Here is a 25,383-nt window from a genome sequence, read left to right on the forward strand (position 1 = left end):
TACGGTTTCGTACTGTGACCACGACTGAGCCGCTGCGCGACCCGACCCTCGGGGCCCGGGTCCGCCGGATCGCGCTGCCGCTGGTGATGGCCTTCGTCGCGGTGGTCGGCTCGTTCGGGGCGGCCAACGGGCAGCCGGATCGCCGCGCCGCCGACTGGTTCATGGTCCTGCTGCTGCTGAAGGCGTCGCTGGCGCTGTACTGGCTCCGGACCCACCCGATTCCGGTGCTGTGGGCAACCGTCGTCGCGACGCTTGTCTACATGCTGATGCAGTATCCGTACGGCGCGGTCATCTTTCCGTTCATCATCGCCGTCTTCACCAACATCCGGCTCGGCAACCGGCTCGCGGGCTGGTCGGCGCTGACCGCCCTCTACATCGGCCATGTCGGCGGCCGGATGCTGCTCGGGATCAACGAGGACGGCGTCTACCAGATCCTCCTGGTCGGCACGTGTTTCGTCGTACTGGGGTTCGTCGCCGAGCTCTTCCGAGCGCACCGCGACCGAGTGACAGCGGCGGCGCGAACGCGGAAGGAAGCCGAGCTGCGGCAGGCCGGTGAGGAGCGGTTGCGGATCGCGCAGGAGCTGCACGACGTGGTGGCACACCACATCTCGTTGATCAACGTGCAGGCCTCGACCGCGCTGCACCTCGTCGATCGGCAGCCCGAACAGGCCGGTCCGGCGCTGTCGGCGATCAAGGACGCGAGCAAGGAAGCACTGGTGGAGCTGCGGTCGATCGTCGGGATCCTGCGGCAGTCGGACGAGTCAGCGCCCCGGCAACCGGTCGCCGGGCTGGAACGGCTGGAGCACCTGGTCAGCCGCACGTCCCGGGCCGGACTGGAGGTCCACACGGTCATCCGCGGCGAACCGCAGCCACTGCCGACCGGACTCGACCGCGCCGCGTTCCGGATCATCCAGGAGTCGCTCACCAACATCGTCCGGCACGCCAAGGCGACCGCGGCGACGGTGCGGATCCAGTACGGCGACCAATCGCTCGTACTCCAGGTCGACGACGATGGTCAGTCGCTCGCCGGCCCGCCGAACGAAGGCAACGGCATCATCGGCATGCGCGAACGTGCCACAGCGCTCGGCGGCACCCTCACTGCCACCCGCACCCCCGCCGGCGGCCTTCGCATCGTCGCCACGCTGCCCCTGTAAGCCTTACGGCAGACGGACGTGCGAGGGGTTCAGGTCGGCTACCCGGGACACGCCTAGCAGGGCCATGGTGCGGCGGACCTCCTTGGTGAGGATCTCCGCGGCCCGGGCGACGCCGCGTTCACCGCCGGCCATCAGGCCGTAGAGGTACGCGCGGCCGACCAGGCAGGCGTCGGCACCAAGGGCGATCGAGGCGACGATGTCCGCACCCGAGATGATGCCGGTGTCGAGGTAGATCTCGGCGTCCGTGCCGACGGCTTTGCGGACCTCGGGGAGGATGCGCAGCATCGTCGGGGCACGGTCGAGCTGACGGCCGCCGTGGTTCGACAGCACGATCGCGTCGGCGCCGGCGTCGACCACCCGGCGCGCGTCCTCGACGGTCTGGATGCCCTTGACGATCAACGGTCCGTCCCAGATCGAGCGCAGCCAGTTCAGGTCTTCGATCGTCATGGTCGGATCGAACAGCTTGTCCAGCAGCTCGGCGACCGTACCGTCCCAGTTGGACAGCGACGCGAACGTCAGCGGCCGCGTGGTCAGCAGGTTGGCCCACCAGGCCGGGTGCAACGACGCGTCCAGCACGGTCTTCGCCGTGAGCGACGGCGGGATGGTGAAGCCGTTGCGGACATCGCGCAGCCGCGCGCCGGCGACCGGTACGTCGACCGTCAGCATCAGCGCCTCGTACCCCGCGGCCGCGGACCGCTTGACCAGGTCCTCCCCCGCGTCCCGGTCCTTCCACACGTACAGCTGGAACCACTTCCGCGCCTTCGGCCCCGCGGCCGCAACGTCCTCGATCGACGTCGTGCCCATCGTGGACAGCGCGTACGGGATCCCGAGCTGCTCGGCGACCTTGACGACCGCGCTCTCACCCTCGTGGTTCATCATCCGGGTGAACCCGGTCGGCGCGAACGCGAACGGCAGCTCCGAACGCCCGCCCAGGATCGACGTCCCGAGGTCGATCTCGGAGACGTTGCGCAGGATCGACGGCTGCAGCTCCATCTCGGCGAACAGGTCGCGGGCCCGGCGCAGGCTGATCTCCGCCTCGGCCGCGCCGTCGGTGTAGTCGAACACCGACCGCGGTGTCCGGCGCTTGGCGATCGCCCGCAGGTCCGCGATGGTCAGCGCCTTCTCGAGCCGGCGGTCGGTCCGGTTCACGGTGATCGGCTTGGGCCGCAGCAGCGGCTTCAGCTCGGACCATTTGGGCAGCTGTCGATCGGTCATCAGGACTCCGGGGCCGGCAGGACGGACGATCAGGCGGTACGGCGAGCCGTCGCCTGACCCTGTGGTCGGACCACACCATACCCTGTGGTCCGACCACACGGGTAGGGTGTCCGCGTGAAGAACTACGAGCTGGTCCTGCACCGGGTCGAGGCGGACCTGGCCGCCGGGCGGCTGCGGATCGGCGGTCGGCTGCCCGGTGAGCGGGTGCTGGCCGAGCAGCTCGGGATCAGCCGGCCCTCGGTCCGCGAAGCGGTCCGGGTGCTCGAGGCGATGGGCGTCGTACGGACTGCGACCGGGTCCGGGCCGGAGGCCGGTGCGGTGATCGTGGCGGAGCCGGTGTCGCCGCTGACCGCCGTACTGCGGTTGCATCTGGCAACGAATCACCTGCCGATGGACGACGTCGTACAGACCCGCGTCCTGCTGGAGTCCTGGTCAGCCCGGGAGGCGGCCGGACGCGAGGTGGCGGCCGGAGAGCTCAAGGTCGCCGAGGAACTGCTCGACCGGATGGACGCGACCGGATTGACCCCCGAGGAGTTCCATCTGCTCGACGCGGAGTTCCATGTGGCGCTGTCGGGGCTCGCCGGCAACGTGCTGATCGCGGCGGTGATGGCGTCGTTGCGGTCGGCGATCCACGGCTACGTGATGGCGGCCGTACCGAATCTGCTGGACTGGGAGGCGACGGCGGTGGGGTTGCGAGCCGAGCACCGGGCAATCGTCGAGGCGGTTCGCGGCGGCGAGCCGGATCGCGCGGCCGACTTGGTGACCGCGCACATCCGAGGCTTCTATCAAGCGGCTCAGCTCTAGTTCGACTTTGGTCGGTGGTGGGCGGGTGAGGTCGCGGCCTAGGGTCGCGGCATGGACAGTTGTGTGACGCCTCGGCCGAGCCGGGCGGCCACTGTGTCGGCCGTGACCGCCATCGGGTTGCTGTCGGCGCTGACGATCGTCGGGCGGGCGTCCGACGCCACGCAGCACCATCGGCTGCCGCTCGACATCGTGGTCGGGGTTGTCGCGACGGGGCTGATGCTGCTGTTGCCGCGCCGCCCGATCCCGACGGCGATCGCGCTGGGTGTCCTGGCCGCCATCTCCCCCGCGGCGACGCCTGCGTCGACGGCCTCGACCCTGACCATCGCGCTGCGGTTCCCATTGCGCACCGCGGTCCTCGTCGCGCTGTTCCAGGCCACTGCACACCTGGTCCAGGGCCTGCTGTATCCGATCGGGAATCTCCCGTTCCTCTGGTTCGCGGTGCTCGACTTCGCCATCCACGCCGCGTTGCTCGGCTGGGGTCAGTGGATTCAGGCCAGGCAGCAACTGCTCGGCTCGCTGCGAGAGCGTGCCCGCCGGGCCGAAGCCGAGCAGGGCCGCCGGGTCGCCGAGGCGCGGACCCTCGAACGGACCCAGATGGCTCGCGAGATGCACGACGTACTCGCGCATCGCCTGTCCCTGCTGGCGACGTACGCCGGTGCCCTCGAGTACCGGCCGGATTCGTCACCCGAGCGGCTCGCCCAGGCCGCCGGGGTGATCCGCACCGGCGTTCACCAGGCACTCGACGAGTTGCGCGAGGTGATCAGCGTGCTCCGCGACACCGAGATCGACGACCTCCCGGGCGGCCGGCCGCAGCCGACGTTCGGCGACGTCCACGCGCTGGTCGACGAGTCCCGGCAGGCGGGTACGGCGATCTCGTACGACGACCGGGTCACCGACGCCACCTCGTTGCCTCCGGCAACCGGGCGGACGGCGTACCGGATCGTGCAGGAAGGACTCACGAACGCCCGCAAGCACGCGGCCGGTCATCCGGTCACGCTCACCGTGGCCGGCGCACCGGGTGACGGGCTGCGGATCGAGCTGACCAATCGGGGGTCGAACGGGACATCGCTGACGCCGGGCAGCGGGACCGGGCTGGTCGGGCTGACCGAGCGGGTGCAGCTCGCCGGCGGCACGCTGGACCACGGCCGGGTGCCCGGCGGCGGCTTCCGGCTCGAGGCCTCGCTACCGTGGCCCGCATGAGCGAGCGGAGCGAGTTCATCATCAAGTACAGCCTGACTTGTGCCTCAGCCGCGCCCGGAGCGAAGCGAGGACGCGGATGAGTCTGCCGACTATCCGCGTTCTGGTGGTAGACGACGACGCGTTGGTGCGGGCGAGCCTGGAGATGATGCTCGACGGGGCGAACGGGATCGCCGTGGTCGGCCAGGCCGCCGACGGCGACGAGGTACCGGCCGCGGTCGACGCGCACTTTCCGGACATCGTGCTGATGGACCTGCGGATGCCGCGGGTGGACGGGATCGTCGCGACCCGGCGGCTGCGGGCCCGGACCAACCCACCCGACGTCGTCGTCCTCACCACGTTCGACACCGACGAGAACGTGCTGCACGCGCTCCGCGCCGGGGCGAGTGGGTTCCTCCTGAAGGACACGCCACCCGCGCAGATCGTCGAGGCAGTACGGCGCGTCGCGGCCGGCGATCCGATCCTGTCGCCCGCGATCACCCGACGGCTGATGGACCGGGCCGCGACCCAGGCCGACGCGCACACTGTCGCGCAGGCGTCGCTGCAACGGCTGTCCCCCCGCGAGTACGACGTGATGCTTGCGGTCGCCCAGGGCAAGGCGAACGCGCAGATCGCGTCCGAGCTCTACATGAGCGTGGCGACGGTGAAGGCGCACATCTCCCACATCCTCACCAAGCTGGAGCTCGGCAACCGCACCCAGATCGCTCTCCTGGCCCACGACGCCGGCCTGGCCTGAAGCATGCTCTAGCGTGAGCGCATGATCAGAGTGCTGCTGGCGGACGATCAGGCGTTGGTGCGGGCCGGGTTCCGGTCACTGCTGAACTCCGAGGACGACATCACGGTGGTCGGCGAGGTGTCGGACGGCGCGGAAGCGGTTCGGGTGGCGCGGGCGGAGAAGCCCGACGTGGTGCTGATGGACATCCGGATGCCGGGCACCGACGGGCTGGAGGCGACCCGGCAGATCGGCGCCGACGCGGACCTGGCCGACGTACATGTGGTGATCCTGACGACGTTCGACCTCGACGAGTACGTCTTCGAGGCCTTGCGAGTCGGGGCCAGCGGGTTCCTGGTGAAGGACACCGAACCGGTCGAGCTGCTGCAGGCGGTCCGGGTCGTCGCCCGCGGCGACGCGCTGCTCTCTCCCGGTGTCACCCGGCGGCTGGTCGCCGAGTTCGCGTCCCGCAGCCGGCAACCCCATGCCAGCAAGGAACTCGACGTCCTGACCGAACGCGAGAGGGAGATCGTCGCGCTGGTCGGCGAGGGCCTGTCGAACGACGAGATCGCCGAGCGGCTCGTGCTCAGCCCGGCAACGGCCAAGACTCACGTCAGCCGCGCGATGATCAAACTCGGCGTCCGCGACCGCGCCCAGCTGGTCGTCGTCGCCTACCAGACCGGCCTCGTCCGCCCCGGTTGGCTAGGTTGACCTTCGATCTACTCGAAGGCCGAGGGTGTGCGCATGAAGCACCCCGGCCGGGGCATTTCGACAGGACGTGTCTGCATCTGATGGGCGGACGTACGCTCATGCGACCAGCCGCTGCCTCTTGAGTGGAGGTATACGTCCTGTCGAGCTGCACACGCCGAGGTCACCGCCGTACTCCGAGCGCGGTAGGAGCGGTCACTCCCGCGGGGCGACGCGGCGGACCGGCCTCGACCGGCACGCTCTGGGGTATGGATGCGCTAGTTGAGGTCACTGGTCTGACGAAGAGATACGGCGACACCCTCGCGGTCGATGGTGTCGATCTGACGGTGCGGCCTGGAGAGGTCTACGGGTTCCTGGGGCCGAACGGTGCCGGGAAGACGACGACGCTCCGGATTCTCACCGGGCTGATCGCCCCGACGAGCGGTGTGGTGCGGGTGCTCGGTGGCCGCCCGGGACAGGCCGACGTACTGGGGCGGACCGGGTCGATGATCGAGTCGCCGGCGTTCTACCCGTACCTGTCCGGCCTGGACAACCTGCGGCTGCTCGCCGAGTACGCCGAGGTGCCACGCCGGCGGGTCGACGAGGTGCTGGAGCTGGTCGATCTCGACGATCGCGCGCGGGACCGGTTCTCGACGTACTCCCTGGGGATGAAGCAGCGGCTCGGAGTTGCGGCGGCGTTGCTGAAGGATCCCGAGCTGGTGATCCTGGACGAGCCGACCAACGGGCTGGACCCGGCGGGCATGCGGGACATGCGCCGGCTGATCCGCGAACTCGGCTCCGGCGGCCGGACCGTGCTGTTGTCCAGCCACCTGCTCGGCGAGGTGCAGCAGATCTGCGACCGGGTCGGGATCATCGACGCCGGCCGGATGGTTGCCGAGCACAACGTCGAGGAGCTGCGCGGCGAGCAGGAACTGGTCGTGCGAGCCACCCCGAAGGACCAGGCGCAGGCGATCCTGGCCCGCTTCGGCACCGTGCACCAGTACGACGACACGCTGCGGGTCCAGGTGGATCCGGACCGGGCCGCCGAGGTGAACCGCGTCCTCGTCGAAGCCGGACTCGCCGTGTCCGAACTGCACAGCACCGAACGAGCTCTGGAAGACATCTTCTTCGAGCTCACCACCAGCAAGGAGAGGTCTGATGTTGGGTAGCTACCGAGCCGAACTGCTGAAGCTCCGCAAGCGATCGGCGGTCTGGGTGCTGTTCGGCGCCGGCCTGGTGCTGAGCCTGATCTTCGGCTACCTGCTGCCGTACCTGGGCTACGCGACGGGCGACGAGAACCCGCAGACCGACGGGATCCCGCGCGGTGAGATCCTCCGCGGCATGCTCCCGGAACGCGTGCTGGACAACACGATCGGGGGCTACCCGATCTTCGCCGGGGCGCTCGCGCTGGTGCTGGGTGCGATCGTGATCGGCGGCGAGTACACCTGGGGCACGCTGAAGACCATCCTCACCCAGCGGCCCGGTCGCGGGGCGGTGCTGGTGGCGCAGTTCCTCGCGCTCGCGACCATGATCGCCGTCTGGGTGCTGGGCATCTTCGCCGCCTGCGCGCTGTGCAGCATCGGCATCGCAGCCGCGGAAGGTGGTGCGATGGATTGGCCGGGACCGGTCGACCTGCTGCGCGGTCTCGGCGGCGGCTGGCTGGTGCTGATGATGTGGTGCCTGGCCGGCGCGGTCCTGGCCGTTGCCTTCCGCAACGTCGCGTTGCCGATCGGGCTCGGTGTGGTATGGATCCTCGGTATCGAGACGTTGCTGGCCGGCGTGGTGAGCAGTCTGCTGCCGGACCTCGAGTTCCTCGCCAACGTATTGCCGGGCACGAACGCCGGCTCGCTGGTGTTCAGTGTGACCGGCATGGCCGCCACCGACGCACCGCCTGGAGTTCGCGATGCGGTCGGCGGCGGGCGTGCCCTGCTGACCCTGGTGGGCTACTGCGCGATCTTCGCCGTACTGGCTGCCTGGACCACCCGGCGCCGGGATGTCACTTGATCCCGGCGTGGACCAAGGCGAGCTCGCAGAACATCGCGTTCGCCCAGGAGAACCACTCGCGGGTGTAGACGGTCGGATCGTCGACGTGGAACCCCTCGTGCATCAGACCGGTCCCGCCCGTGGTGTCGCGGAGGAGCTCCAGCAACCGCTGGCGCTCCTCCGCCGACGTGCTCGTCAAACCCTGCACAGCAAGGGCGATCGGCCACACGTGGTCCGGCGGAGTGTGGGGGCTGCCGATTCCGGCGGCGTGCGTACCGCTGTAGTAGTACGGATTCTCCGGGCTCAACAGGAGCTTGCGAGTTGCGGCGTACGTCGGATCGTCGGCGGCGGCGTAGCCAGTCAGCGGGACCCCCAGCAGACTGGGCATGTTGGCGTCGTCCATCAGCAGGGTCGCGCCGACGCCGTCGACCTCGTAGGCGTAGACCTGCCCGTGTTCCGGGTGCTCGACCGTGCCATGCCGGGCGATGCCGTCGTCGATGTCGGCCTTGAGCTCCTTGGCTCGCGCGGCCAGTTGCTCGTCCGCGAACACCTCGGCCGCGATCTCCTGCAGGTAGCCGAGGACGACGGACGCGAACATGTTCCCGGGCACGTTGAAGCCGAGCTCGGTCGCGTCGTCACTCGGCCGGAACGCGCTCCACGACATCCCCGTCGGCCGGGTCAGCCGGCCACGCCCCTCGCGGACCAGGGTGTCCGACGGCAACATGTCCGGCTCGTCGCGCTGGAACCGGTACGGCGACCTCGCCTCGTGATCCTGCTCGACGGTCCACAGCTCGATGATCGCGTCGCCCGCGGCCCGGAGTCGCTCGTCGATCACATCCGCCCGCCCGGTGATCCGCCACAGCCGGTACGCCAGCTCGAGCGGGAAGCACAGCGAGTCGATCTCGTACTTGCGCTCCCACACCCACGGCGACATCTCGGTGTCGTCGTCGACGTGACCGGCGCCGTTCGCCTCCCGGTTGAACGCGTTCGCGTACGGGTCGTGGACGACGTACTCCAGTTGCCGGTGCAGGACACCGATCAGGATCTTCTGCAGCTCGGGATCGTCCTTGCACAGCAACAGATACGGCCGGAGCTGAGCGGCGGAGTCGCGCAGCCACATCGCCGGGATGTCGCCGGTGAGCAGGAACGTCGTCCCGTCCGGCAGCCGCTCGGCGACGGCGGGCAGGTTGTCCGCCATCGAGCGCCGGAACATCTGCGCGATCACCTTGTCTCCGGTCGCCCGGTGCACCGCCTCCGTGGCGCGAGCGAGGACCTCGGGATCGATCATCGAGTTGGTCGCGGTGAACCCCGGACTTGAGGGCTGGAAAGAACCGCGACTCCCTCCCTTCAAGGATCGGGGACTGTCGGTCCCGACTGATTGGATAGGCGGCATGTCCCGGTTCCGGATGTACCCGACGCCCGCGCAGCACGCAGCGTTGCTGCAGCAGTGCGGGCACGCCCGGTACGTGTGGAACCTGGCGCTGGAGCAATGGTCGATGTGGACCCGCGACAAGGCAGCGACGCCGAACTTTGCTGCTCAATGCAGGCAATTGACCGAGGCGCGATCCGCGTTCGCCTGGCTGCGGGCCGGGTCGCAGACTGTTCAGCAGCAGGCGCTGCGGGACATCGACCAGGCTCTCAGGAACTTCTACGGAGGGACTCACCGGGCACCGACGTGGCGCAAAGCCGGACAGCACGAGGGATTCCGCATCGTCGGCCCCCAGGCCTCCCGGATCGTCACGCGGAGCCGGAAGTGGGCCGCAGTCAACGTGCCCAAGATCGGCTGGGTACGGTTCCGGCTGTCCCGCGCCGTTCCCGCTGCGAAGTCGTACCGCATCACCCGCGATCGAGCCGGTCGCTGGCACATCGCCTTCACCGCGATTCCACAGCCGATCCCCGCGCCCGGTACTGGTGACGTCGTCGGCGTCGACCGCGGCGTCGCCGTCTCGGCAGCCCTGTCCACCGGTGAACTCCTCAGGTGTCCTGGGCTGTCGGAACGTGAGCGGGGACGGCTGAAGCAGTTGCAGCGTAGTCTCGCCCGGCGCCGCCGTGGCTCCAACCGCCGTCAGCGGGTGATGGCTGCGATCGCCAAGCTCCATGCCCGCGCCGGCGACCGTCGTAAGGACTGGGTGGAGAAGACCAGCACCGGCCTCGCGCGGCGGTTCGACGTCATCCGAGTCGAGGACCTGCGCATCGCCCAGATGACCCGGCGCCCGAAAGCCAAACCCGACCCCGGACGACCAGGTGCGTACCTGCCGAACCGCCGCCGCGCCAAGGCGGGCCTCAACCGGGGAATTCTGGTCAACGGCTGGGGCGCCCTCGTACGTCGCCTGGAGCACAAGGCACCGGGACGGGTCGAGAAGGTGAACCCGACATACACGTCGCAGACCTGCAGCGTCTGCGGGCATTGCACACCGGAGAACCGTAAGAGCCAAGCGGTCTTTCGATGCGTAGCCTGCGGACGCCGGGCGAACGCGGACGTGAACGCGGCTGTCAACATCGCGGCCGGACGGGCCGTCAGCGCACGCCGAGAGACGCCCGTACGGGTCTCGCCGAAGCGTGAACCTCAACACGCTACCTCCACGTAGTAGTTGGAATCCCCGGTCCCGAGGGCTGGGAGGACGTCAACTTTCGCGCACGAGTTCGCGGCTGTCCAACAACACCGAGGGGTTCGGCGAGAATGTTTGGTCGAGGACCAGGCTGGCCGCTCCGATCGCGCCGACGTCGACGCCGAGCGCCGTACCGGCGACCTCGAACGGGTGCACCGAGCGGACCAGGAATCGCCCATCCAGCGCGGCGCGGACAGCGTCCCCGAACAGGGGCGCGAGCTGCTCCCAGTGCGGTCCGCCGAACACTACCCGCTCCAGGTCGAGCAGGTTGGCGATGTCCTCGACCACCTTGGCGATCCGCTCGGCGAGTGCGGCAACGATCTCGCGCGCCGCGCCCGGATCGGCCTCGGCCAGTCCACACAGCTTGGCGAACGCCGCGTCCACGGCCTGGCGGTCGTCGAGATCGATGCCCTGGGCAAGCACTCCGGCCTGGACCGCCTGCTGGACCAGGTACCGCGGCTGGCTTGTCTCGCCGACACAGCCACGGCGGCCGCAGTAGCAGACCGGGCCGTCCGGATCGACGATCACGTGACCGATCTCGCCCACGTTGCTCGACGAACCGCGGACGACCTCGTCGCCGATCACCAGGCCCGCGCCGACGCCGGTGCCGAGGTAGAAGAACACGAAGCTTCCACCTCCACCGGCCCACTTCTCGGCCGACGCAGCGGCGGTCACATCCTTGTCCAGGAGCACCGGCAGTCCGGTCCGCTCGCGCAGTTCGTCGCGCAGCGGGACCAGGTGCCACGCGGACAGGTTCGGCGGATCGACCACGACTCCGCGCTCGACGTCGATCGGACCGGGCGCGGCGATCCCGACACCCGTGATCCGGTCGCGCACTGCGCCGGACTCGGTGATCACGTTCTCGATCGTCGCCGCGATGCCGTCGATCAGTACGCCGGGGTCGTCGGCGTACGGTGTATCCACGCGACGACGGGCGATCACCTCGCCGGTCAGGTCGAGCAGCACCACGGTCACGACAGCTGGGTCCAGGTGGACGCCGACGGCGTACTGGCCGGTGGGTTCGAGCTCGAGTAACGTGCGCGGCTTACCCAGGCCGGCGCCACGCAGTCGCCCCGCTTCGCGAACGAGCCCTGCGTCGAGAAGCCGGCGGATGATGTTGGAGATCGCCTGCCCGGACAGCCCGGTCGTCTCGGCGAGCTCAACACGGCTCAACTGCTGACTGCGGCGGATCGCATCCAGCACCACGGCGTCGTTGAACCCGCCGACACGATCCAGATTCGTGCCTCGGCGTACGCTCACAACTTCCCCCAGGTCAGGTAGCAGTCGGGTCCGCACCCCACGGACGTGACCAGTCGTAGTGGATGCTCTCGTTCCCCGTGCGCCACGCGTTGGGTGTGGTGTTCACGAGCCAGTCCAGCGGCTCGATCCCGGACGCGTCACCACCACTGAGCGCCAACCGTATACCGTCGCTCAGCGCGCGATCCGACCGCTCCGTCCGGGCCGTTGGATCGATCGAAAGGAACAATGCCGTCCCCGAGCGCGCGACCAGCTCGAGGAAGCGCTGGTTCAGTTCCCACGGCGTCTGCGGCGTGCACGGGACGCAGTCGGCGTCGACGGTGAAGAACCGGTTGTGCTGCGGCAGCCGGAACGCGAGCGTGTTGACGCCCATCTTCCGGGTCCGCTCCCAGTCCCGGCCGGACGTGTCGTCACCGGTCCGCTGAACGTCGACCAGCCCGGCCGCGAGATGCCCGACGGTGTTGCAGCCGATCAGTACGACGTCCTCCGCGGCCGCTCGGATCTCCCGATAGAACGCGAGCACGATCTCTGCCGTCGTCCGGGTCGGATCGTGGAGCTGCCAGCCGTCACCGGTCAATCGTGAGCCCATCGCCGGCCCGAACCGACCGAACACGTCGTACGTGCTGAAGTCGTGCTTCACCAGCTCGAAGCCCCAGTCCTTGAACCGCCGCAGATCCGCGCGGACCAGCTCGAGGACCTCCGGGTACGACGGATCGAGAGCGCGCCCCGGTTTGTCGTGCGGCCCGGGACTGGCCCACGGACCCGGCTCGCGAGTCAGGAGCGGACGGAACCACAGGCCCGGCCGGGCGCCGATCGCCGTGATCGCGGCGGCGGTGCCGGCCATGTCGTCGAAGACACCCGGGGTACCGGCGTCCCACGGGCCGCCCGACGCGATGCCGCCGGGGTACCAGCCGTCGTCGACCACGCTGAACGGTTTGACCGGGTGGCCGTCGGCGAGCTCGACGATGGTGGCCGCGTCCGTCAGGACGGCCTTCTCGTCGAAGTTCTCGCCGTACGCGTAGTACCAGTTGTTCGCCCCGACCACCGGCGCGGGCTCAGGTCGCGCCGGTAGCCGGGTGCTCATGGAGGCGACCGCTGCGTTCAGGGTCTGCCAGGGTGTTCCGGCGTCCTGGAACCACCGTACGTTCGCGGCGGTAAGAGTGCGCCCGTTCAGCTGGGTCGGGCCGCCGCCGTTGCGGAGATCGAGCCAGAGCGTGAAGCCGTCGGCGTCGACGGTCCACGAGCAGAAAGCGTTCGGCTGGACGTCGACACCGGCACCTGCGGTCGCACCCGTCCGCGGGTCGTGAGCGAGGAAATACCACGGCAGCAGCCGCTCGGGTTGCTGGTGGCGCCACTGCAGGTCGCCGTACGAGCGTTCCCAGGCGTCACCGAGGATCAAGGCGTCCGCGGGGAGCCGTTCGGACCAGCGGACCGCGACGCGGGTCACCGTCGCCGCGGTGACGGCAATAGCGCCATCCGACCAGCTGACCTCGATCCCGGCGCCCGACCAGGTCGTGCCGGTCCGGACTGCGGCGGTCAGCCCGTCCGAGGGGCCTGCCTGGACGAAAACTGCGCTCGGTTCTCTCACCTGACTCCCTCGTGGCGACTTTCCCCACAGACTTTAGTTAGTGGTCAGAAGAACCGTCAAGACTCTCCACCGCGGCGACGAGACGGTCGACATCGGACTGGTCGGTGTACGGCGCGAGGCCGGCGCGAACGGCTCCGGCAGGACCGAGGCCCAGGTGCCGGGCGGGCTCGTAGGCGTAGAACGAGCCCGCCGGAGCGTTGACCCCCGCTCGAGCGAGGTGCTCGGCGACGGCTGCCGGCGTATGACCCTCGACGGTGAAGAGCAGGGTCGGCGTCCGCTGTGCGGCGTGGCCGTAGAGGGTGACGCCAGAGATCGCGGCGAGGCGGGACTCCAGATCGTTCCGGAGCGCGTCCTCGTACTCCTCGACCAGCTCCAGCGAGCTGAGGAGCCGCTCGCGCCTGGTCGATCCAGTTCCGCCGAGACCCGCCAGGAAGTCGACGGCGGCGGTCGTGCCGGCCAGCAACTCATACGGGAGGGTGCCGAACTCGAAGCGCTCCGGTACGGCGTCCGACGACGGCAGCAGCTTGTCCGGGTGCAGCGTCTCGAGCAGCTCAGGCGACGCCGTCACCACCCCGAGATGCGGTCCGAAGAACTTGTACGGCGAGCAGGCGTAGAAGTCGGCGTACGACGCATCGACCGGGGCGTGCGCGGTCAGGTGGACACCGTCGACGTAGATCAAGGCCCCGGCCTCGTGGACCTGGTCGGCGATGCTCGTCACGTCGGGCCGGGTCCCGAGCAGGTTGGACGCGGCAGTGACGGCGACCAGGCGGGTGCGGTCGGTGAGGAGCGGCGCGAGATCGTCGAGTTCGGAGGTCTCGGGGTCGAAGCCGAGCCACTTCACGGTCGCACCGACGGCCTCGGCGGCCTGCACCCACGGGCGGACGTTGGCGTCGTGGTCGAGCCGCGTCACGATGACCTCGTCGCCTTCGGACCAGGTCTTGGCGAGCGTACGGGAGACGTCGTACGTGAGCTGCGTCATGCTGCGCCCGAAGACGATGCCCTGCGCCGTGGTGCCGAGCAGGTCGGCCATCGCCTCGCGGGCCCCGGCGACGATCTCGTCCGCCCGGCGCTCGGCGGCCGTGAGCTGACCGCGGTTGGCGAGCGCCGACGTCATGGTCCGGGCCACCGCGTCCGCCACCACCTGCGGCGTTTGCGAACCACCCGGCCCATCGAAATGCGCCGCCCCCTCGTCGAGCGCGGGGAACTGCTTGCGGACAGCCACGACGTCGAAGGCACTCATGGCCGTCATCTTCTCCCGGCGCCCCGGCCTGCTGCCATCGGCTGTCCACTTCTCACCGCGCTTGCCCGATGCCGGATAAAAATCTCCGGACTGTCGGTTCGATAGTGCAGGATGTCAGGAGTGAGCACCGTAACGACTCCTGACAAGGCCCCGCTGCAGGCCTGGCTTCCGACGATGCTGACCCTGGCCGCGATCTGGGGTTGCAGCTTCCTGTTCATCTCCGTCGGCGTGCGGGAGCTCCCGCCGCTCTACCTGGCCCTCGGGCGGGTGCTCGCGGGTTCCGTCGTACTGCTGGCGATCCTGGCGGTGAAACGCGACTCGCTGCCCCGGGATCCGCGGCTGTGGGCGCACTCGTTCGTCCTGGGCGCGATCGGCTCCGCGATTCCGTGGACGCTGTTCGGGTACGGCGAGCAGCGCATTCCGTCCCTCCTGGCGGGGATCTGGAACGGGATCACCCCGCTGATCGTGCTGCCGATCGCCGTCCTGATCTTCCGCACCGAGACGTTCTCGCTGCAGCGGGTCCTCGGTCTGGTCATCGGGTTCGCCGGGATGCTCGTCGTCCTCGGCGCGTGGCACGTCCAGGCCGGCGCGGATCTGACCGGGCAGGCGCTCTGCATGCTCGCCGCGGTCTTCTACGGGTTGGCGATCCCCTACCAGAAGCGGTTCATCGCCGGGACCACGCTGTCCGGGACGGCGCTGTCGGCCAGCCTGTTGCTGTGCGCAACGGTCCAGCTGGCGATCGTGGCGCCGATCGTCACCCGTCAGGCGCCACCGGTGCCGTGGTCGCTGTCGATCGAGGTGCTGCTCAGTGTGGTCGCGCTGGGTGCGCTCGGCAGTGGGCTCGCGTTCGTGCTCAGCCTGCGCAACATCCGGCTGATCGGGGCCAGCCGCTCGTCGATGGTGACGTACCTGATGCCGGTCTTCTCGATCCTGGTCGGCGTGATCGTGCTGCACGAGCACATCGCCTGGTACCAGCCGGTCGGCGGCCTGGTCGTGCTGCTCGGGGTCGCGGTTTCGCAGCGATTGCTCAGGACGCCGCGGCGCAAGCCGGTGATCGCGGCCGAGGCGCCGGCGACAACCTGACGTCAGCCGCGGCGGAGGTTGGGTACGGCGGCGATCATGACGGCGGCGAGCGCGAGCACGGTCCCGGCCACGATCGGGAACGTGACCGCCTTGTCGGCCGCCGGGACGAACAGATCGATGAACAGGCTCGCGATCAGCTGACCCGCGATCGTCCCGAGGCCGAGCACGAACACGCCGACCACTCGGACGACGGCCGCCGCCGCGCTGATGAAGATCACGCCGCACGCGCCACCGAAGTACAGCCAGGGCTCGCTCGGCAGGTGGTGCGGCACGCCCCGCATTGCGAGGTCGGCTCCGAAGACGATCAGCAGCGCGACGAACCCGACCACGAAGTTGACCACGCCGGCGGCGACCGCGCCGTACGCGTCCGTTGAGGCGGTCCGCGCGACGCGACCGTTGATCGCTTGCTGGACCGCGGTGCCCAGCCCGCCGAGCGCGGGCAGTACGGCGAGCAACAGGCCGTCGGGGTGACTCAGCTGGTCCGACACCGCGAGTACGACGGCCACCAGGGCGATCAGCGCGCCGACAACCCGCAGGGTGGTGAACGGCTGCGGGCCGGCCGGACCGAAGCCGAGGCGGTCGACGATCAGACTGCTGACCGCCTGGCCCGCGACGACCGCGACGGTGAAGACCGCGACGCCGATCACGGAGACCGTGATCGATTGCGTGGCGACGAGGTAGGCGCCGCCGAGTCCGCCCAGGCATTGCCACCAGCGGAGTCCGCCGTACCCGCGCATCGGTTCGCGGATCGCCTGCCAGACCTTGCCGAGAGAGCGCCGTACGGCGGGGACGAGCGCCGTACCGATGAGCAGGATGAGCAGACCGGAGCCGAACGAGACCAGCGCGGCCGCGACGCCGTCGCCGAGGACGTCGCCGAGCTCGCCGTTGATCCGGGACTGGACCGCGACCAGCATCCCGATGCCGAAGGCGGCGATGAGCCCGATCAGATGGTGCTGTGGGGTCGAGGTCGCCGGGCGGGTCGCGGTGGTTGTCACGTCACTATCATGACCGTTCGCGCAATTGCACCTGACAGCAGGTCCGCTTTACGACCGGCGGATCAGCGCCAGGTACATCGCGTCGGTGCCGTGCAGGTGCGGCCAGAGCTGTACGTCGGGGCCGTCGCCGAGATCCGGTACACCGGGGAACAGCGGGCGCGCGTCCTCGATCGTCGCGTCGTCACGCTGGGCGAGTACGGCGTCGACCACCGCGCGGGTCTCGTCCGGGTGCGGTGAGCAGGTCACGTACGCGACCACGCCTCCCGGCCGCACCGAGGTGATCGCCGCGTCCAGCAGGTCTTCCTGGAGTGGCCGCAGTTCCTTCACGTCTTCCGGCGTACGACGCCAGCGGGCTTCCGGGCGGCGCCGGAGCGCCCCGAGACCGGTGCACGGGACGTCGGCCAGCACCCGGTCGAACGACCCGGCCGGCCAGGTCGGTATGGTCCCGTCGCCGACGAGCACCTTGTGGTCGCCCGGGACCGCCCGCAGGTTGGCGCGGACGAGGTCGGCCCGATGCTTGAGCGGCTCGACGGCCGTCAGCTTCCCGTCCCGCTGATCCACGAGCGCCGCAAGCAGCGCCGACTTCCCACCCGGCCCAGCGCACAGGTCCAGCCACTCGCTGTCCGAACCGTCGACCGGCGCCGTCGCGAGCGCGATCGCCACAAGCTGCGATCCCTCGTCCTGAACCCCGGCCCGCCCCGTCGCCACAGCCTCGATCCGTCCAGGATCACCCCCACCCTGCAGCACCGCCGCATACGGCGACCACTTGGCGGCAGTCGCCCCGGCCGCGATCAACTCGTCGACGTCAGCCAGCCCGGGCCGAGCCACAAGCGTCACCCGGGGCGGCTCATTGTCAGCATCCAGCAACTCCTCCAACCCACTGTCCAGCGCCTTTGCGAACGCCTCGATCACCCAGCGGGGGTGGGCTTTGGCGATCGCCAGATGGCCGTACAGGTCCTCGTCGGCCGGCGGCGCGACGGTGGTGATCCACTGGTCGAAGGTGCGCTGGCTGATCTTGCGGAGGACGGCGTTCACGAGACCGCTGCGCTTCTGGCCGATCTCGGCGCGGGTGAGCGTGACCATCTCGTTCACGGCGGCGTAGGAGTCGACCCGCATCCGGAGGAGCTGGTGAGTGCCGAGCCGCAGGAGGTCGAGGAGCTCGGGGTCGAGGTCGGCGAGCGGGCGGGACACGCTGCGGGCCAGGAAAGCGTCGTACGTGCCTTGCCAGCGCAGCGTGCCGTGCACCAGCTCGGTGCAGAACGCGGCGTCGCGACCGCTCAGCCGCGACTCGCGGAGAGCCTTGTTGAGCGCGAGGTTCGCGTAGCCACCTTCACCGGTGACCTGCCGGATCACCCGGTAGGCGACCCCGCGGACGCGGTCCGGCCGGCGCTGCGGCGCCCGATTGCGTGGTGACCGATCACTCACGCCTCCACCTCGCTGGCGCTCGGTTCCGGCGTGAGCGATAACACTGCTCTACAGATTGTTCGCTCGCTACGCTCGCTCACGTGGACGGCCCCAACCGATCCTCATCAGTCAGGCGCACACCGCGAGCCCAGTCTGCGGCGGCCATCGGCTTCTTGCCCTGCGGCTGCACCGTCACCAGCTCCAACGCCTTGCTGCCGGTACCGACCTTCACGCTCGACTTGGTCGCCTGCAGCTCACCCGGCTTCAGCTCCTCGTCGGTCAGCCGGACGGCCAGCACCTTCAACCGCTCGCCCCGGAACATCGTCCACGCTCCCGGCGCCGGGTTGCACCCGCGCACCAGCCGGTCCACGCGCTGCCCCGGCGCGGCCAGATCGATCTCAGCACCCTCGACCGTGATCTTCGGTGCCAGCGTCACACCGTCGACCGGCTGCTCACGAGCCTCCAGTACGCCGGCCTCGACGCCGTCCAGCGTGTCCACCAGAAGCTTCGCCCCGGAGACCGCCAGCCGGTGCAGCAGGTCGCCCGAGGTGTCCGAAGGACCGATCGGCTCGGTGAGTACGCCGTACACCGGGCCGGCGTCGAGCGCCTTCACGATCCGGAACGTACTGGCACCGGTGACGTCGTCACCCGCGATGATCGAATGCTGCACCGGCGCGGCACCACGCCAGGCGGGCAGCACCGAGAAGTGCAGGTTGATCCAGCCGTGCCGCGGGATGTCCAGGGCCGCCTGCGGCAACAGGCCGCCGTACGCGACGACCGGGCAACAGTCCGGCGCGATCTCGGCCAGCCGCGCCAGGAACTCGGGGTCGCTGGGCTTGACCGGCTTCAGGATCTCGATCCCACCAAGCTCCTTGGCGTACTGCGCGACCGGCGAGGCGACCAGCTTGCGGCCGCGGCCGGCCGGCGCGTCCGGACGAGTGACCACACCGACGAGTTCGTGGCGGCTGGCAACGATCGCCTCGAGAGCGGTGACCGCGGGCTCCGGCGTACCGGCAAAGACGACTCTCACAATCCGAATCCGTTCGTCGGGTGGGGGGAGACCTTGATCTGCGGTGGGCCGGGCAGGCCGGACCACTCGGCCTCGCGGATCGCCTTCATCGCCTGCTTGCGGGTCGCGGTGTCGAGCCGGTCGACGAACAGGATGCCGTCCAGGTGATCGGTCTCGTGCTGGATTGCCCGGGCCAGGAGCTCGGAGCCCTCGATCACGATCGGGTCGCCGTACATGTTGAAGCCCTTGGCGATCACCGAGAGCGCGCGGCGGCAGTCGAACGTCAGACCGGGGATCGACAGGCAGCCCTCCGGTCCGAACTGCTCCTCGGCGGACAGCGTCAGCTGCGGGTTGATCAGGTGCCCGAGCTCACCCTCGACGTGGTACGTGAACACGCGCAGGCCGACCCCGATCTGCGGCGCGGCCAGGCCGGATCCGGGCGCGTCCTGCATGGTGTCGGTGAGGTCCGCGACCAGGCGGCGCAGCTCGGCGTCGAAGTCGACGACCGGCTCGGCCTTCGTGATCAGGACGGGGTCGCCGAACAGGCGGATGGGTTGGACCGACACAGACTCTCCACAGCGCTCCGCGAACCAGGACCGGCCAAGTCTAGTTGGCTCCGCGCGGGGATTCAGACGGCAGGGGCCTCTCCACATTGTTGCCATGAGCACGTACTGTGGTCTCAGGCGTACCTACAGTCACTACCGTCTCACGCCCAACGGGAGAACCAATGCCCACAGCAGCACGGGGGGCAACTCTGATCATCCTGGGTGCACTTCTGGCCCAGGCGCCCCTGACCGCCGCCGCGTACCAGCCGCGCGATCCGGAGCCTTCCAGCCCGTCGGCCATCGCGGAGCCCCCACCTGTCACCGCGATCCCTACTCCAACGGCAACCCCCACCGAGACTCCGACTCCCACAGCGACTCCCACCGCCACCGAGACGCCGAGTCAGCCGATGCCCGAGCAGCCGGCGGCGCGGTCGTGGAGCGACGTGGTCAAGCAGGTGACCGAAACGTCGCCCGGCGACCTGGAGCTGCGGTCGGCGGACACGTCCGCGCAAGCGTCCTCGATGATGCGGTGCTTCAAGCTCGACGAGGAGAACTACTGCCTCGGACTCGGCTTCGTCGACCAGGTGCCGACGGGGGCCCAGGTGCATGCGATGCTCAGCCCGCCGAGCGTTCGTACGGACGGTGACCTCGGAGTCGAGCAGGACATCCCGACCGGCGATCTGACTCCGGCCGCATTCGTCGCGGAGCGGGCATCGATGCCGAAGAGCGCCCGCGTCAACGCCGAGCTCGACGAGCTGCAGGCAGCCTGGGACGGCCGGGACAAGGCACGGTCGCTTCGCCTGCTGGCTGCGGGCGGCGCAGGTGATCCCACCACGCCAACGCCTACTCCCCCAACGAGTCCTACGCCGACACCGACCGCTCCTACACCGACGACTACCCCCACGCCGACGACGCCGACCCGGACGGCTCCCACGCAGGGCACGCCGACGCCGGCTCCGCCCGCGGCACCCGTGAAGGTGCCGGCTTCGGCGTACATCATGAAGGGGTTCCAGACCTCGCAGGAGAAGGGGTACTGGTGTGGCCCGGCGACGTTCCAGTCGATCGACTGGGCCGACGACAACCAGAAGGACACCCAGGCGTCCTGGGCGAAGGACCTGGGCTCGACCACGTCCGGTACGGCGATCTCCGCGATGGTCAAGCAGACCAACCTGAAGACGGCCTGGCCCAAGTCCGCCGGCACCTACGTCGTGCAGAACGTGGCGAGCTGGAACTCCCAGACGTTCTTCACCGTGCACCAGAAGCACCTCGGCGTCTACAAGGCCCCGGTCATCGAGCACGTGCAGCTGCTCAAGCGGTACTTCCCCTACCTCGCCTTCAATCACAGCGGCCATTACCAGGTCGGCCGCGGTTACGACAAGGCCAAGGGCACGATCGCGATCTACGAGGTGTTCAACGAGCGCCGGTTCAACAGCCGCGGCAACGTGACTGACGGACCCAAGAACATCCCGGCGAGCGCGTTGTTCAACGCCACCCTGGCCAACTCGTTCAAGAACATCGGGCTCTGATGCGCCGTACCACCGTTGCCGTAGGCACCCTCTTCGTCCTGCTCCTGGCCGGCTGCTCATCCTCGTCGAAGGACGCCGGCCCAGCAGCCACACCGAGCAAGACGCCAAGCGGGACACCGACCCCGACAGGCAAGCCCGAGACCCCGGGACCGCCGACCGACTCCGGTACGGCGATCCCGGTCTGGGCGAACGTCCTGCGGCAACCGGTGGACGGACAGCATCTCGTCACCCAGCAACGCAAGTACGTCGTCACCCGCGGCAGCGACGAGGCCGGCACCACCACAGTGCAGGACCGGACCAGCAAGAAGGTCGTCGTCCGGCACACCCCGGCCGCCGGCTTCGTCGCCCAGTCCCCCGTCGTCATCGACGACCACTGGGCCCTGATCGAGGACATCCGCTCGGACGGACCCGACCCGCAGATCAAGCTCTTCCGCTACGACCTCACCACTGGCCGCACCGCGACCCTCGGATCACTACCGCCGGTCTCCGAACCCGAGATCGGCGCGTACGACGGCACGTTCGCCTACAGCTCGACCGACGCCAAGAACCGCTCCTGCCTGATCGTCGCCGACCTAGCGGCCCTCACGTCGCGCACCATCACCTGCGTCGCCGCTCCTGGCTACATCGCCGACCCAGTGGTGTCCGCCGACACCGTCACCTTCAGCGAGATCACCGCCCCCGAGACCGCCCGCCGCTGCAAGCGTCTCCAGACCGCCTCGTTGTCCGGAGGTCCCGCCCGACCAGTGCCCGCGGCAACCAACTGCATCCAGTGGAGCGGCGCGTCCTTGCGTGGAGCGACCGTGTGGTCGGAGGTCGGCGCGTCGGACCCCGACCAGTACCAGAGCAAGGCCTACGTCCGTGAGTCCGCCGACTCCCCCATCCGCGCACTCGGCGTGGTCGTCACCGACACCATCATTGCCTGCGGCAACTGGACCCTCTGGGAGACCAGGGCCGTGAGCAACGGTGACGACAGCTACCAGATCAATCGCTGGCGTCCCGGCCTGGCCAAGCCACAACGCATCTACGCCGGCAAACCCGGCACCGCCCTCACCCCGATGACCTGCCAGAACAACACCGTGTACGTCGAAGCCGCGTACCTCTCGAGCACCCCGACGTACACCGAAACCATCTCCGCGACCGTCGGCTGACCTCAGCGCCAGGAGTGGCGGATGCGTAGGCGTCCGAACCCCATGGTTCCGGAGATCCGGATCTGCGGCCCACCTGAGCCCGCGCGACGCGGGGTCTTGTAGTGCGAGTCCTTCCAGCCGGTCCGCAGGCCCTCGACGTCGACGACCGCATCCCGAGGGACCGTGATCCTGGCCCCGCCGGTGCCGAGGTGCAGCTCGATGTCGACCACCGAAGACTCGAAGACCGCCCGCGACAGATCCAGCTGCACCCGTCCGAAGGCGGACTGCACCTTGAGTGTCCTGGGCACTCGCCAGACGCCGCGCCGCTGGATCCGGCCCGCGGCGGCGGAGATCTTCGACGTGGTGCCGGGATCCTCCGCCGGGAGTGCTGCCAGCGCCGAATCGAGCTCGTGGTGCGTCCGGGCGGTCAACACCTGATCGAGGCGCCGATCCATCTCCTCGTCGGAAAGCTGTCCCTCCGAATACGCCTGCTGCACACGCTGGACGGCCGCGTCCCGGTCGCCTTCCCTGATCACCGTTCCACTTTAGACGTCGAGCCCCCGGCTGCGGAGCTGGTCGCGGAGGTTCGCGGCACCGGTGAAGAGCTCGGCGTCGAGTCCGACCGTACGGGCGCCGTCGACGTTGTACTGCATGTCGTCGGTGTAGAAGGTCCGAGCGGCGTCGAGACCGAAGCGGTCGATCAGGATGCGGTAGATCTTCTCGTCCGGCTTGACCGTCTGCTCGACGCCCGACACGACCTCACCGTCGAAGTGGCTGAGGATCGCGAACGCTTCCTTGGCCACCTCCCACTTCTCGGCCGAGAAGTTGGTCAGCGCGTACGTCGGGATGCCGAGCGCACCCAGCTCGGTCAGGACTGCGGCGGTGTCCACGAACACGCCCTTGACCATCTTCAGCCAGCCGCTGTCGTACGCCTCGATCCACTCGGAGTGCTCCGGATGCAAGCTGGTGAGCTCCGCGACCGCCTCGGCCCACGGGCGACCCTCGTCCTGCTTGTGGTTCCAGGCCGGCGTGGTCACGTTGGTCAGGAAGTGCGTCCGCTCCTGCTCATCGGGGATCAGGTCGGCGTACAGGTAGTCCGGACTCCAGTCCAGCAACACCCCACCGATATCGAACACGACAACATCGATCATCCGCTCGCTCATGCCCGCAACCCTACGAGACCCGGGGTGAAGGGCGCGGCGGATTTCAGGGTGCGGAGGATGGGGACGGTTTCGAGCGCGGTGATGGGTTCGACCGCGCCGAGCTGGTGGGTGAGGTAGGCGTGCAGAGCGTCCGGGCTCGGGCAGAGCGCGTGCGCGACGAGGTTGGTGCGGCCCGTGGTTGCAGCGACGAAGGCCAGCTCGTCGTGCTCGGCCAGGGCGCGGCCGACCGCGTCGGCGTGTGCTGGTGGGACGGAGAGCCAGAGCATCGCGCTCGCGGTGACGCCGAGAGCTCCGGGGTCGACGTCGACGTCGAAAAAGAGCGCTCCTGTGCTCTGCAGCTCCTCGAGTCGCCGAGCCACGGTCGCGGGCGACCAGCCGGGGCGTACGGCGAGGTCCGCGAGAGTCGCCCGCCCGTCCTCACCGAGCGCGGTGAGCAGCTTCCCATCTCCAGCTGCGAGCCCCCGTCCCGCGACACCCTCGATCCTCCGCGTGCGGAGTCCGGCCTCCTGAGCCGGGGTCAGGGGCTCGTCGGCCGCTTCGGATCCCGGCTCATGTACGCCGGCCTCGGCGTACTCCTGGTCGGCATCGTCACCGCCACCTCCTGGCTGCTCCCGGGACTCGCGATCGCCGGTGTCGGAGTCGGGCTGTTCACGACCGCGTTCTTCACCGAGGCACTCCACCGGGTGCAGCCACACGAGACCGGGTCAGCGGCCGGCTTGCTCAACGCGGTGCAGCAGTTCGGCGCGACGCTCGGTGTCGCCGGGTTCGGCAGTGTGTTCCTGCATCACGCGGTGACGTTCGAGCGGGCGTTCTGGATCGCGGCCGCGGTCATCGTGGTGACCGGCGGGACCGCTCACCTCATGCGGTCGCCGCGTTCGCAGCGGCACGGGCATGCAGTGCCGGCGCCAGCGAGTACTGCCCGATGAAGATCACCACGCCGAGCAGCGCACAGCCGATCCAGGTGACGGTCGGGCCGAAGTGTTCGAGGGAGTTGGTCCCGGCCAATGGTCCGACCACTGTGCCGACGCCGAAGGCCATCCCGGACAGGCCCATGTAGCGGCCGCGCAGGTCGACGGGAGCGAGGTCGGCGAACACCGCGCCGATCACCGCGGCGAACCCGATCTCGCCGATCGTCCACACCACGACCGACAGCCCGTAGCCCCACCAACTGTGGACCACGGCGCCGACCCCGAACCCGAGACCGACCACGAGCATCGACGCGGCGAGCAGCTTCGGCCGGTCGAACTTCACCAGCCATTTGCCGAGGAACGGCTGGACCAGCACGATCACCACGCCGTTGAGCGCGATCACCAGACCGTACGTCTGTGACGGCAGGCCGTCGTCCGCCATCGCGAGCGGCAGCGTCGAGTACCCCTGGAAGTAGATGGTCGCGTAGCCGATCTGGATCAGGATCATCAGCAAGAACACGGTGTCGCGCAGCGCCACCGGCAACAGCGGCCGCCGGGCCGCACCCTCGTCCAGCGCCGGGCGACTTTCGGGCACCATCGCCCAGATCACGAGGCCCGCGATCACCGACGTACCGGCGTTCAGCCAGAACAGCAGCCCATATCCGACCGACGCCAGCACGCCCGCGCTGACGGTGGACACGGAGAAGCCGAGGTTGATCGCCCAGAACAGCAGCCCGTACGCTCGGACCCGCTCGCCCGGCTGGAGCAGGTCGGCCACGGTCGCCTGCACGGCCGGGCGGAAGAGGTCACCGAGCAGACCGACCAGGAACGCCGCCACCCAGATCATCACCATCGCCCGGGCCGAGCCGAGCAGGATCAGCGCGGCAGCGGTGCCGAAGAAGCAGATCAGCATGGTCAGCCGGCGCCCGACCCGGTCGGCCAGCCAGCCGCCGACGAGCTGCGCGACCACGGTTCCGGCGCCGACCGCGGCCGCCACGGCACCCGCCGTACCGGCCGAGAGCTGACGGTCGTGGGTGAGGTAGAGGACCAGGAACGGCTGCACGAAACTGCCGAGCCGGTTGACCAGTTGGCACACCCAGAGCGCCCAGAAGGCTCTGGGCAGAGTGGTCGGCGTGGGCGCCCCGACAGCAGCGGCAGTCGTCATGAGCACAACTCT

General features: G+C 69.3%; 25 protein-coding genes. 12 read left to right on the forward strand and 13 right to left on the reverse strand.

Going from position 1 to position 25,383, the window contains the following annotated elements; genetic code table 11:
• Nucleotides 1–14 precede the first annotated feature (14 nt).
• On the forward strand, nt 15–1,154 hold the full coding sequence (locus tag ACZ3HV_RS23025) for a sensor histidine kinase (protein WP_465687032.1): 1,140 nt from the start codon (nt 15–17) through the stop codon (nt 1,152–1,154).
• 3 nt (nt 1,155–1,157) lie between these two features.
• On the opposite strand, the gene ACZ3HV_RS23030 is transcribed toward ACZ3HV_RS23025, so the two are convergent.
• Nucleotides 1,158–2,369, reverse strand: a complete 1,212-nt coding sequence (locus tag ACZ3HV_RS23030) for an alpha-hydroxy acid oxidase (protein ID WP_465687033.1) — start codon at nt 2,367–2,369, stop codon at nt 1,158–1,160.
• 114 nt (nt 2,370–2,483) lie between these two features.
• On the opposite strand from ACZ3HV_RS23030, the gene ACZ3HV_RS23035 reads away from it, so the two are divergent.
• From ACZ3HV_RS23035 to ACZ3HV_RS23060, 6 genes are all read left to right on the forward strand, one after another.
• Nucleotides 2,484–3,173 carry a FadR/GntR family transcriptional regulator gene (locus tag ACZ3HV_RS23035; protein ID WP_465687034.1) on the forward strand — a complete coding sequence of 230 codons (690 nt, stop codon included), beginning with the start codon at nt 2,484–2,486 and terminating at the stop codon, nt 3,171–3,173.
• A gap of 51 nt (nt 3,174–3,224) precedes the next feature.
• The gene (locus ACZ3HV_RS23040; RefSeq protein ID WP_465687035.1) at nt 3,225–4,373 is read left to right on the forward strand and encodes a sensor histidine kinase; all 1,149 of its coding nucleotides are present in this window, start codon (nt 3,225–3,227) and stop codon (nt 4,371–4,373) included.
• A 76-nt stretch (nt 4,374–4,449) separates the two neighbouring features.
• The gene (locus ACZ3HV_RS23045; protein ID WP_465687036.1) at nt 4,450–5,106 is read left to right on the forward strand and encodes a response regulator; all 657 of its coding nucleotides are present in this window, start codon (nt 4,450–4,452) and stop codon (nt 5,104–5,106) included.
• Nucleotides 5,107–5,127: 21 nt separating this feature from the next.
• Nucleotides 5,128–5,793: a response regulator gene (locus ACZ3HV_RS23050; protein WP_465687037.1), complete on the forward strand. Its 666-nt coding sequence runs from the start codon at nt 5,128–5,130 to the stop codon at nt 5,791–5,793.
• A gap of 245 nt (nt 5,794–6,038) precedes the next feature.
• Nucleotides 6,039–6,938 (forward strand): ABC transporter ATP-binding protein, encoded by a 900-nt coding sequence (locus ACZ3HV_RS23055; RefSeq protein ID WP_465687038.1) that lies wholly within the window; start codon nt 6,039–6,041, stop codon nt 6,936–6,938.
• Nucleotides 6,928–7,773 carry an ABC transporter permease gene (locus tag ACZ3HV_RS23060; RefSeq protein ID WP_465687039.1) on the forward strand — a complete coding sequence of 282 codons (846 nt, stop codon included), beginning with the start codon at nt 6,928–6,930 and terminating at the stop codon, nt 7,771–7,773. Before ACZ3HV_RS23055 ends, ACZ3HV_RS23060 begins: the two co-directional genes overlap by 11 nt.
• Here ACZ3HV_RS23060 and ACZ3HV_RS23065 read toward each other — a convergent pair.
• A complete protein-coding gene (locus ACZ3HV_RS23065; protein WP_465687040.1) occupies nt 7,766–9,040 on the reverse strand; it encodes a glycoside hydrolase family 125 protein in 1,275 nt (424 codons plus the stop codon). The genes ACZ3HV_RS23060 and ACZ3HV_RS23065 overlap by 8 nt on opposite strands.
• 103 nt (nt 9,041–9,143) lie before the next feature.
• On the opposite strand from ACZ3HV_RS23065, the gene ACZ3HV_RS23070 reads away from it, so the two are divergent.
• Nucleotides 9,144–10,340: an RNA-guided endonuclease InsQ/TnpB family protein gene (locus ACZ3HV_RS23070; RefSeq protein WP_465687041.1), complete on the forward strand. Its 1,197-nt coding sequence runs from the start codon at nt 9,144–9,146 to the stop codon at nt 10,338–10,340.
• Nucleotides 10,341–10,376: 36 nt separating this feature from the next.
• Here ACZ3HV_RS23070 and ACZ3HV_RS23075 read toward each other — a convergent pair whose 3' ends face one another.
• The 3 genes from ACZ3HV_RS23075 to ACZ3HV_RS23085 are packed head-to-tail and all read right to left on the reverse strand — an operon-like array spanning nt 10,377 to nt 14,446.
• Nucleotides 10,377–11,621, reverse strand: a complete 1,245-nt coding sequence (locus ACZ3HV_RS23075; RefSeq protein ID WP_465687042.1) for an ROK family transcriptional regulator — start codon at nt 11,619–11,621, stop codon at nt 10,377–10,379.
• A gap of 13 nt (nt 11,622–11,634) precedes the next feature.
• Nucleotides 11,635–13,206 (reverse strand): alpha-amylase family protein, encoded by a 1,572-nt coding sequence (locus ACZ3HV_RS23080; protein ID WP_465687043.1) that lies wholly within the window; start codon nt 13,204–13,206, stop codon nt 11,635–11,637.
• Between the two features lie 37 nt (nt 13,207–13,243).
• The gene (locus ACZ3HV_RS23085) at nt 13,244–14,446 is read right to left on the reverse strand and encodes a cysteine desulfurase-like protein (protein WP_465687044.1); all 1,203 of its coding nucleotides are present in this window, start codon (nt 14,444–14,446) and stop codon (nt 13,244–13,246) included.
• Nucleotides 14,447–14,566: 120 nt separating this feature from the next.
• On the opposite strand from ACZ3HV_RS23085, the gene ACZ3HV_RS23090 reads away from it, so the two are divergent.
• Nucleotides 14,567–15,529 carry a DMT family transporter gene (locus ACZ3HV_RS23090; RefSeq protein WP_465687045.1) on the forward strand — a complete coding sequence of 321 codons (963 nt, stop codon included), beginning with the start codon at nt 14,567–14,569 and terminating at the stop codon, nt 15,527–15,529.
• Between the two features lie 2 nt (nt 15,530–15,531).
• On the opposite strand, the gene ACZ3HV_RS23095 is transcribed toward ACZ3HV_RS23090, so the two are convergent.
• The 4 genes from ACZ3HV_RS23095 to def all read right to left on the reverse strand — a co-directional run bounded on the left by ACZ3HV_RS23095 (nt 15,532) and on the right by def (nt 19,503).
• A complete protein-coding gene (locus tag ACZ3HV_RS23095) occupies nt 15,532–16,524 on the reverse strand; it encodes a DMT family transporter (protein ID WP_465687046.1) in 993 nt (330 codons plus the stop codon).
• A 48-nt stretch (nt 16,525–16,572) separates the two neighbouring features.
• Complete coding sequence (locus ACZ3HV_RS23100; protein ID WP_465687047.1) at nt 16,573–17,949, reverse strand: RsmB/NOP family class I SAM-dependent RNA methyltransferase; 1,377 nt, start codon at nt 17,947–17,949, stop codon at nt 16,573–16,575.
• A 76-nt stretch (nt 17,950–18,025) separates the two neighbouring features.
• Nucleotides 18,026–18,958 (reverse strand): methionyl-tRNA formyltransferase, encoded by a 933-nt coding sequence (gene fmt / locus ACZ3HV_RS23105; RefSeq protein ID WP_465687048.1) that lies wholly within the window; start codon nt 18,956–18,958, stop codon nt 18,026–18,028.
• Nucleotides 18,955–19,503 (reverse strand): peptide deformylase, encoded by a 549-nt coding sequence (gene def, locus ACZ3HV_RS23110; RefSeq protein ID WP_465687049.1) that lies wholly within the window; start codon nt 19,501–19,503, stop codon nt 18,955–18,957. The genes fmt and def overlap by 4 nt, the downstream gene beginning before the upstream one ends.
• 161 nt (nt 19,504–19,664) lie before the next feature.
• Here def and ACZ3HV_RS23115 point away from each other — a divergent pair, with 161 nt between their 5' ends.
• Together ACZ3HV_RS23115 and ACZ3HV_RS23120 are read left to right on the forward strand one after the other, a co-directional pair.
• Complete coding sequence (locus ACZ3HV_RS23115; RefSeq protein ID WP_465687050.1) at nt 19,665–21,008, forward strand: C39 family peptidase; 1,344 nt, start codon at nt 19,665–19,667, stop codon at nt 21,006–21,008.
• Entirely contained in the window at nt 21,008–22,156 is a 1,149-nt protein-coding gene (locus ACZ3HV_RS23120) for a hypothetical protein (RefSeq protein WP_465687051.1), read from the forward strand. Before ACZ3HV_RS23115 ends, ACZ3HV_RS23120 begins: the two co-directional genes overlap by 1 nt.
• 2 nt (nt 22,157–22,158) lie before the next feature.
• Here the strand turns inward: ACZ3HV_RS23120 and ACZ3HV_RS23125 are convergent, their stop codons facing one another.
• From ACZ3HV_RS23125 to ACZ3HV_RS23135, 3 genes are read right to left on the reverse strand one after another with little or no spacing between them, the layout of a single operon-like run.
• Entirely contained in the window at nt 22,159–22,671 is a 513-nt protein-coding gene (locus tag ACZ3HV_RS23125; protein ID WP_465687052.1) for a DUF1707 SHOCT-like domain-containing protein, read from the reverse strand.
• A gap of 9 nt (nt 22,672–22,680) precedes the next feature.
• Nucleotides 22,681–23,298 (reverse strand): HAD family hydrolase, encoded by a 618-nt coding sequence (locus tag ACZ3HV_RS23130; protein WP_465687053.1) that lies wholly within the window; start codon nt 23,296–23,298, stop codon nt 22,681–22,683.
• A complete protein-coding gene (locus tag ACZ3HV_RS23135; protein WP_465687135.1) occupies nt 23,295–23,819 on the reverse strand; it encodes an Lrp/AsnC family transcriptional regulator in 525 nt (174 codons plus the stop codon). The genes ACZ3HV_RS23130 and ACZ3HV_RS23135 overlap by 4 nt, the downstream gene beginning before the upstream one ends.
• Nucleotides 23,820–23,849: 30 nt before the next feature.
• Between ACZ3HV_RS23135 and ACZ3HV_RS23140 the strand changes: the two genes are divergently transcribed.
• Nucleotides 23,850–24,224 carry a hypothetical protein gene (locus tag ACZ3HV_RS23140; RefSeq protein WP_465687139.1) on the forward strand — a complete coding sequence of 125 codons (375 nt, stop codon included), beginning with the start codon at nt 23,850–23,852 and terminating at the stop codon, nt 24,222–24,224.
• On the opposite strand, the gene ACZ3HV_RS23145 is transcribed toward ACZ3HV_RS23140, so the two are convergent.
• Nucleotides 24,157–25,371 carry an MDR family MFS transporter gene (locus tag ACZ3HV_RS23145; protein WP_465687054.1) on the reverse strand — a complete coding sequence of 405 codons (1,215 nt, stop codon included), beginning with the start codon at nt 25,369–25,371 and terminating at the stop codon, nt 24,157–24,159. The genes ACZ3HV_RS23140 and ACZ3HV_RS23145 overlap by 68 nt on opposite strands.
• Nucleotides 25,372–25,383: the final 12 nt, after the last annotated feature.

The sequence above is a fragment of the Kribbella sp. NPDC020701 genome (genome assembly GCF_055562215.1).

Coding starts and splice junctions, on each gene's coding strand:
- ACZ3HV_RS23030 (WP_465687033.1), bottom strand. CDS start 2,369: ATGACCGATCGACAGCTGCCCAAATGGTCCGAGCTGAAGCCGCTGCTG.
- ACZ3HV_RS23040 (WP_465687035.1), top strand. CDS start 3,225: ATGGACAGTTGTGTGACGCCTCGGCCGAGCCGGGCGGCCACTGTGTCG.
- ACZ3HV_RS23045 (WP_465687036.1), top strand. CDS start 4,450: ATGAGTCTGCCGACTATCCGCGTTCTGGTGGTAGACGACGACGCGTTG.
- ACZ3HV_RS23050 (WP_465687037.1), top strand. CDS start 5,128: ATGATCAGAGTGCTGCTGGCGGACGATCAGGCGTTGGTGCGGGCCGGG.
- ACZ3HV_RS23055 (WP_465687038.1), top strand. CDS start 6,039: ATGGATGCGCTAGTTGAGGTCACTGGTCTGACGAAGAGATACGGCGAC.
- ACZ3HV_RS23060 (WP_465687039.1), top strand. CDS start 6,928: ATGTTGGGTAGCTACCGAGCCGAACTGCTGAAGCTCCGCAAGCGATCG.
- ACZ3HV_RS23065 (WP_465687040.1), bottom strand. CDS start 9,040: ATGATCGATCCCGAGGTCCTCGCTCGCGCCACGGAGGCGGTGCACCGG.
- ACZ3HV_RS23070 (WP_465687041.1), top strand. CDS start 9,144: ATGTCCCGGTTCCGGATGTACCCGACGCCCGCGCAGCACGCAGCGTTG.
- ACZ3HV_RS23085 (WP_465687044.1), bottom strand. CDS start 14,446: ATGAGTGCCTTCGACGTCGTGGCTGTCCGCAAGCAGTTCCCCGCGCTC.
- ACZ3HV_RS23115 (WP_465687050.1), top strand. CDS start 19,665: ATGCCCACAGCAGCACGGGGGGCAACTCTGATCATCCTGGGTGCACTT.
- ACZ3HV_RS23120 (WP_465687051.1), top strand. CDS start 21,008: ATGCGCCGTACCACCGTTGCCGTAGGCACCCTCTTCGTCCTGCTCCTG.
- ACZ3HV_RS23130 (WP_465687053.1), bottom strand. CDS start 23,298: ATGAGCGAGCGGATGATCGATGTTGTCGTGTTCGATATCGGTGGGGTG.
- ACZ3HV_RS23140 (WP_465687139.1), top strand. CDS start 23,850: ATGTACGCCGGCCTCGGCGTACTCCTGGTCGGCATCGTCACCGCCACC.
- ACZ3HV_RS23145 (WP_465687054.1), bottom strand. CDS start 25,371: ATGACGACTGCCGCTGCTGTCGGGGCGCCCACGCCGACCACTCTGCCC.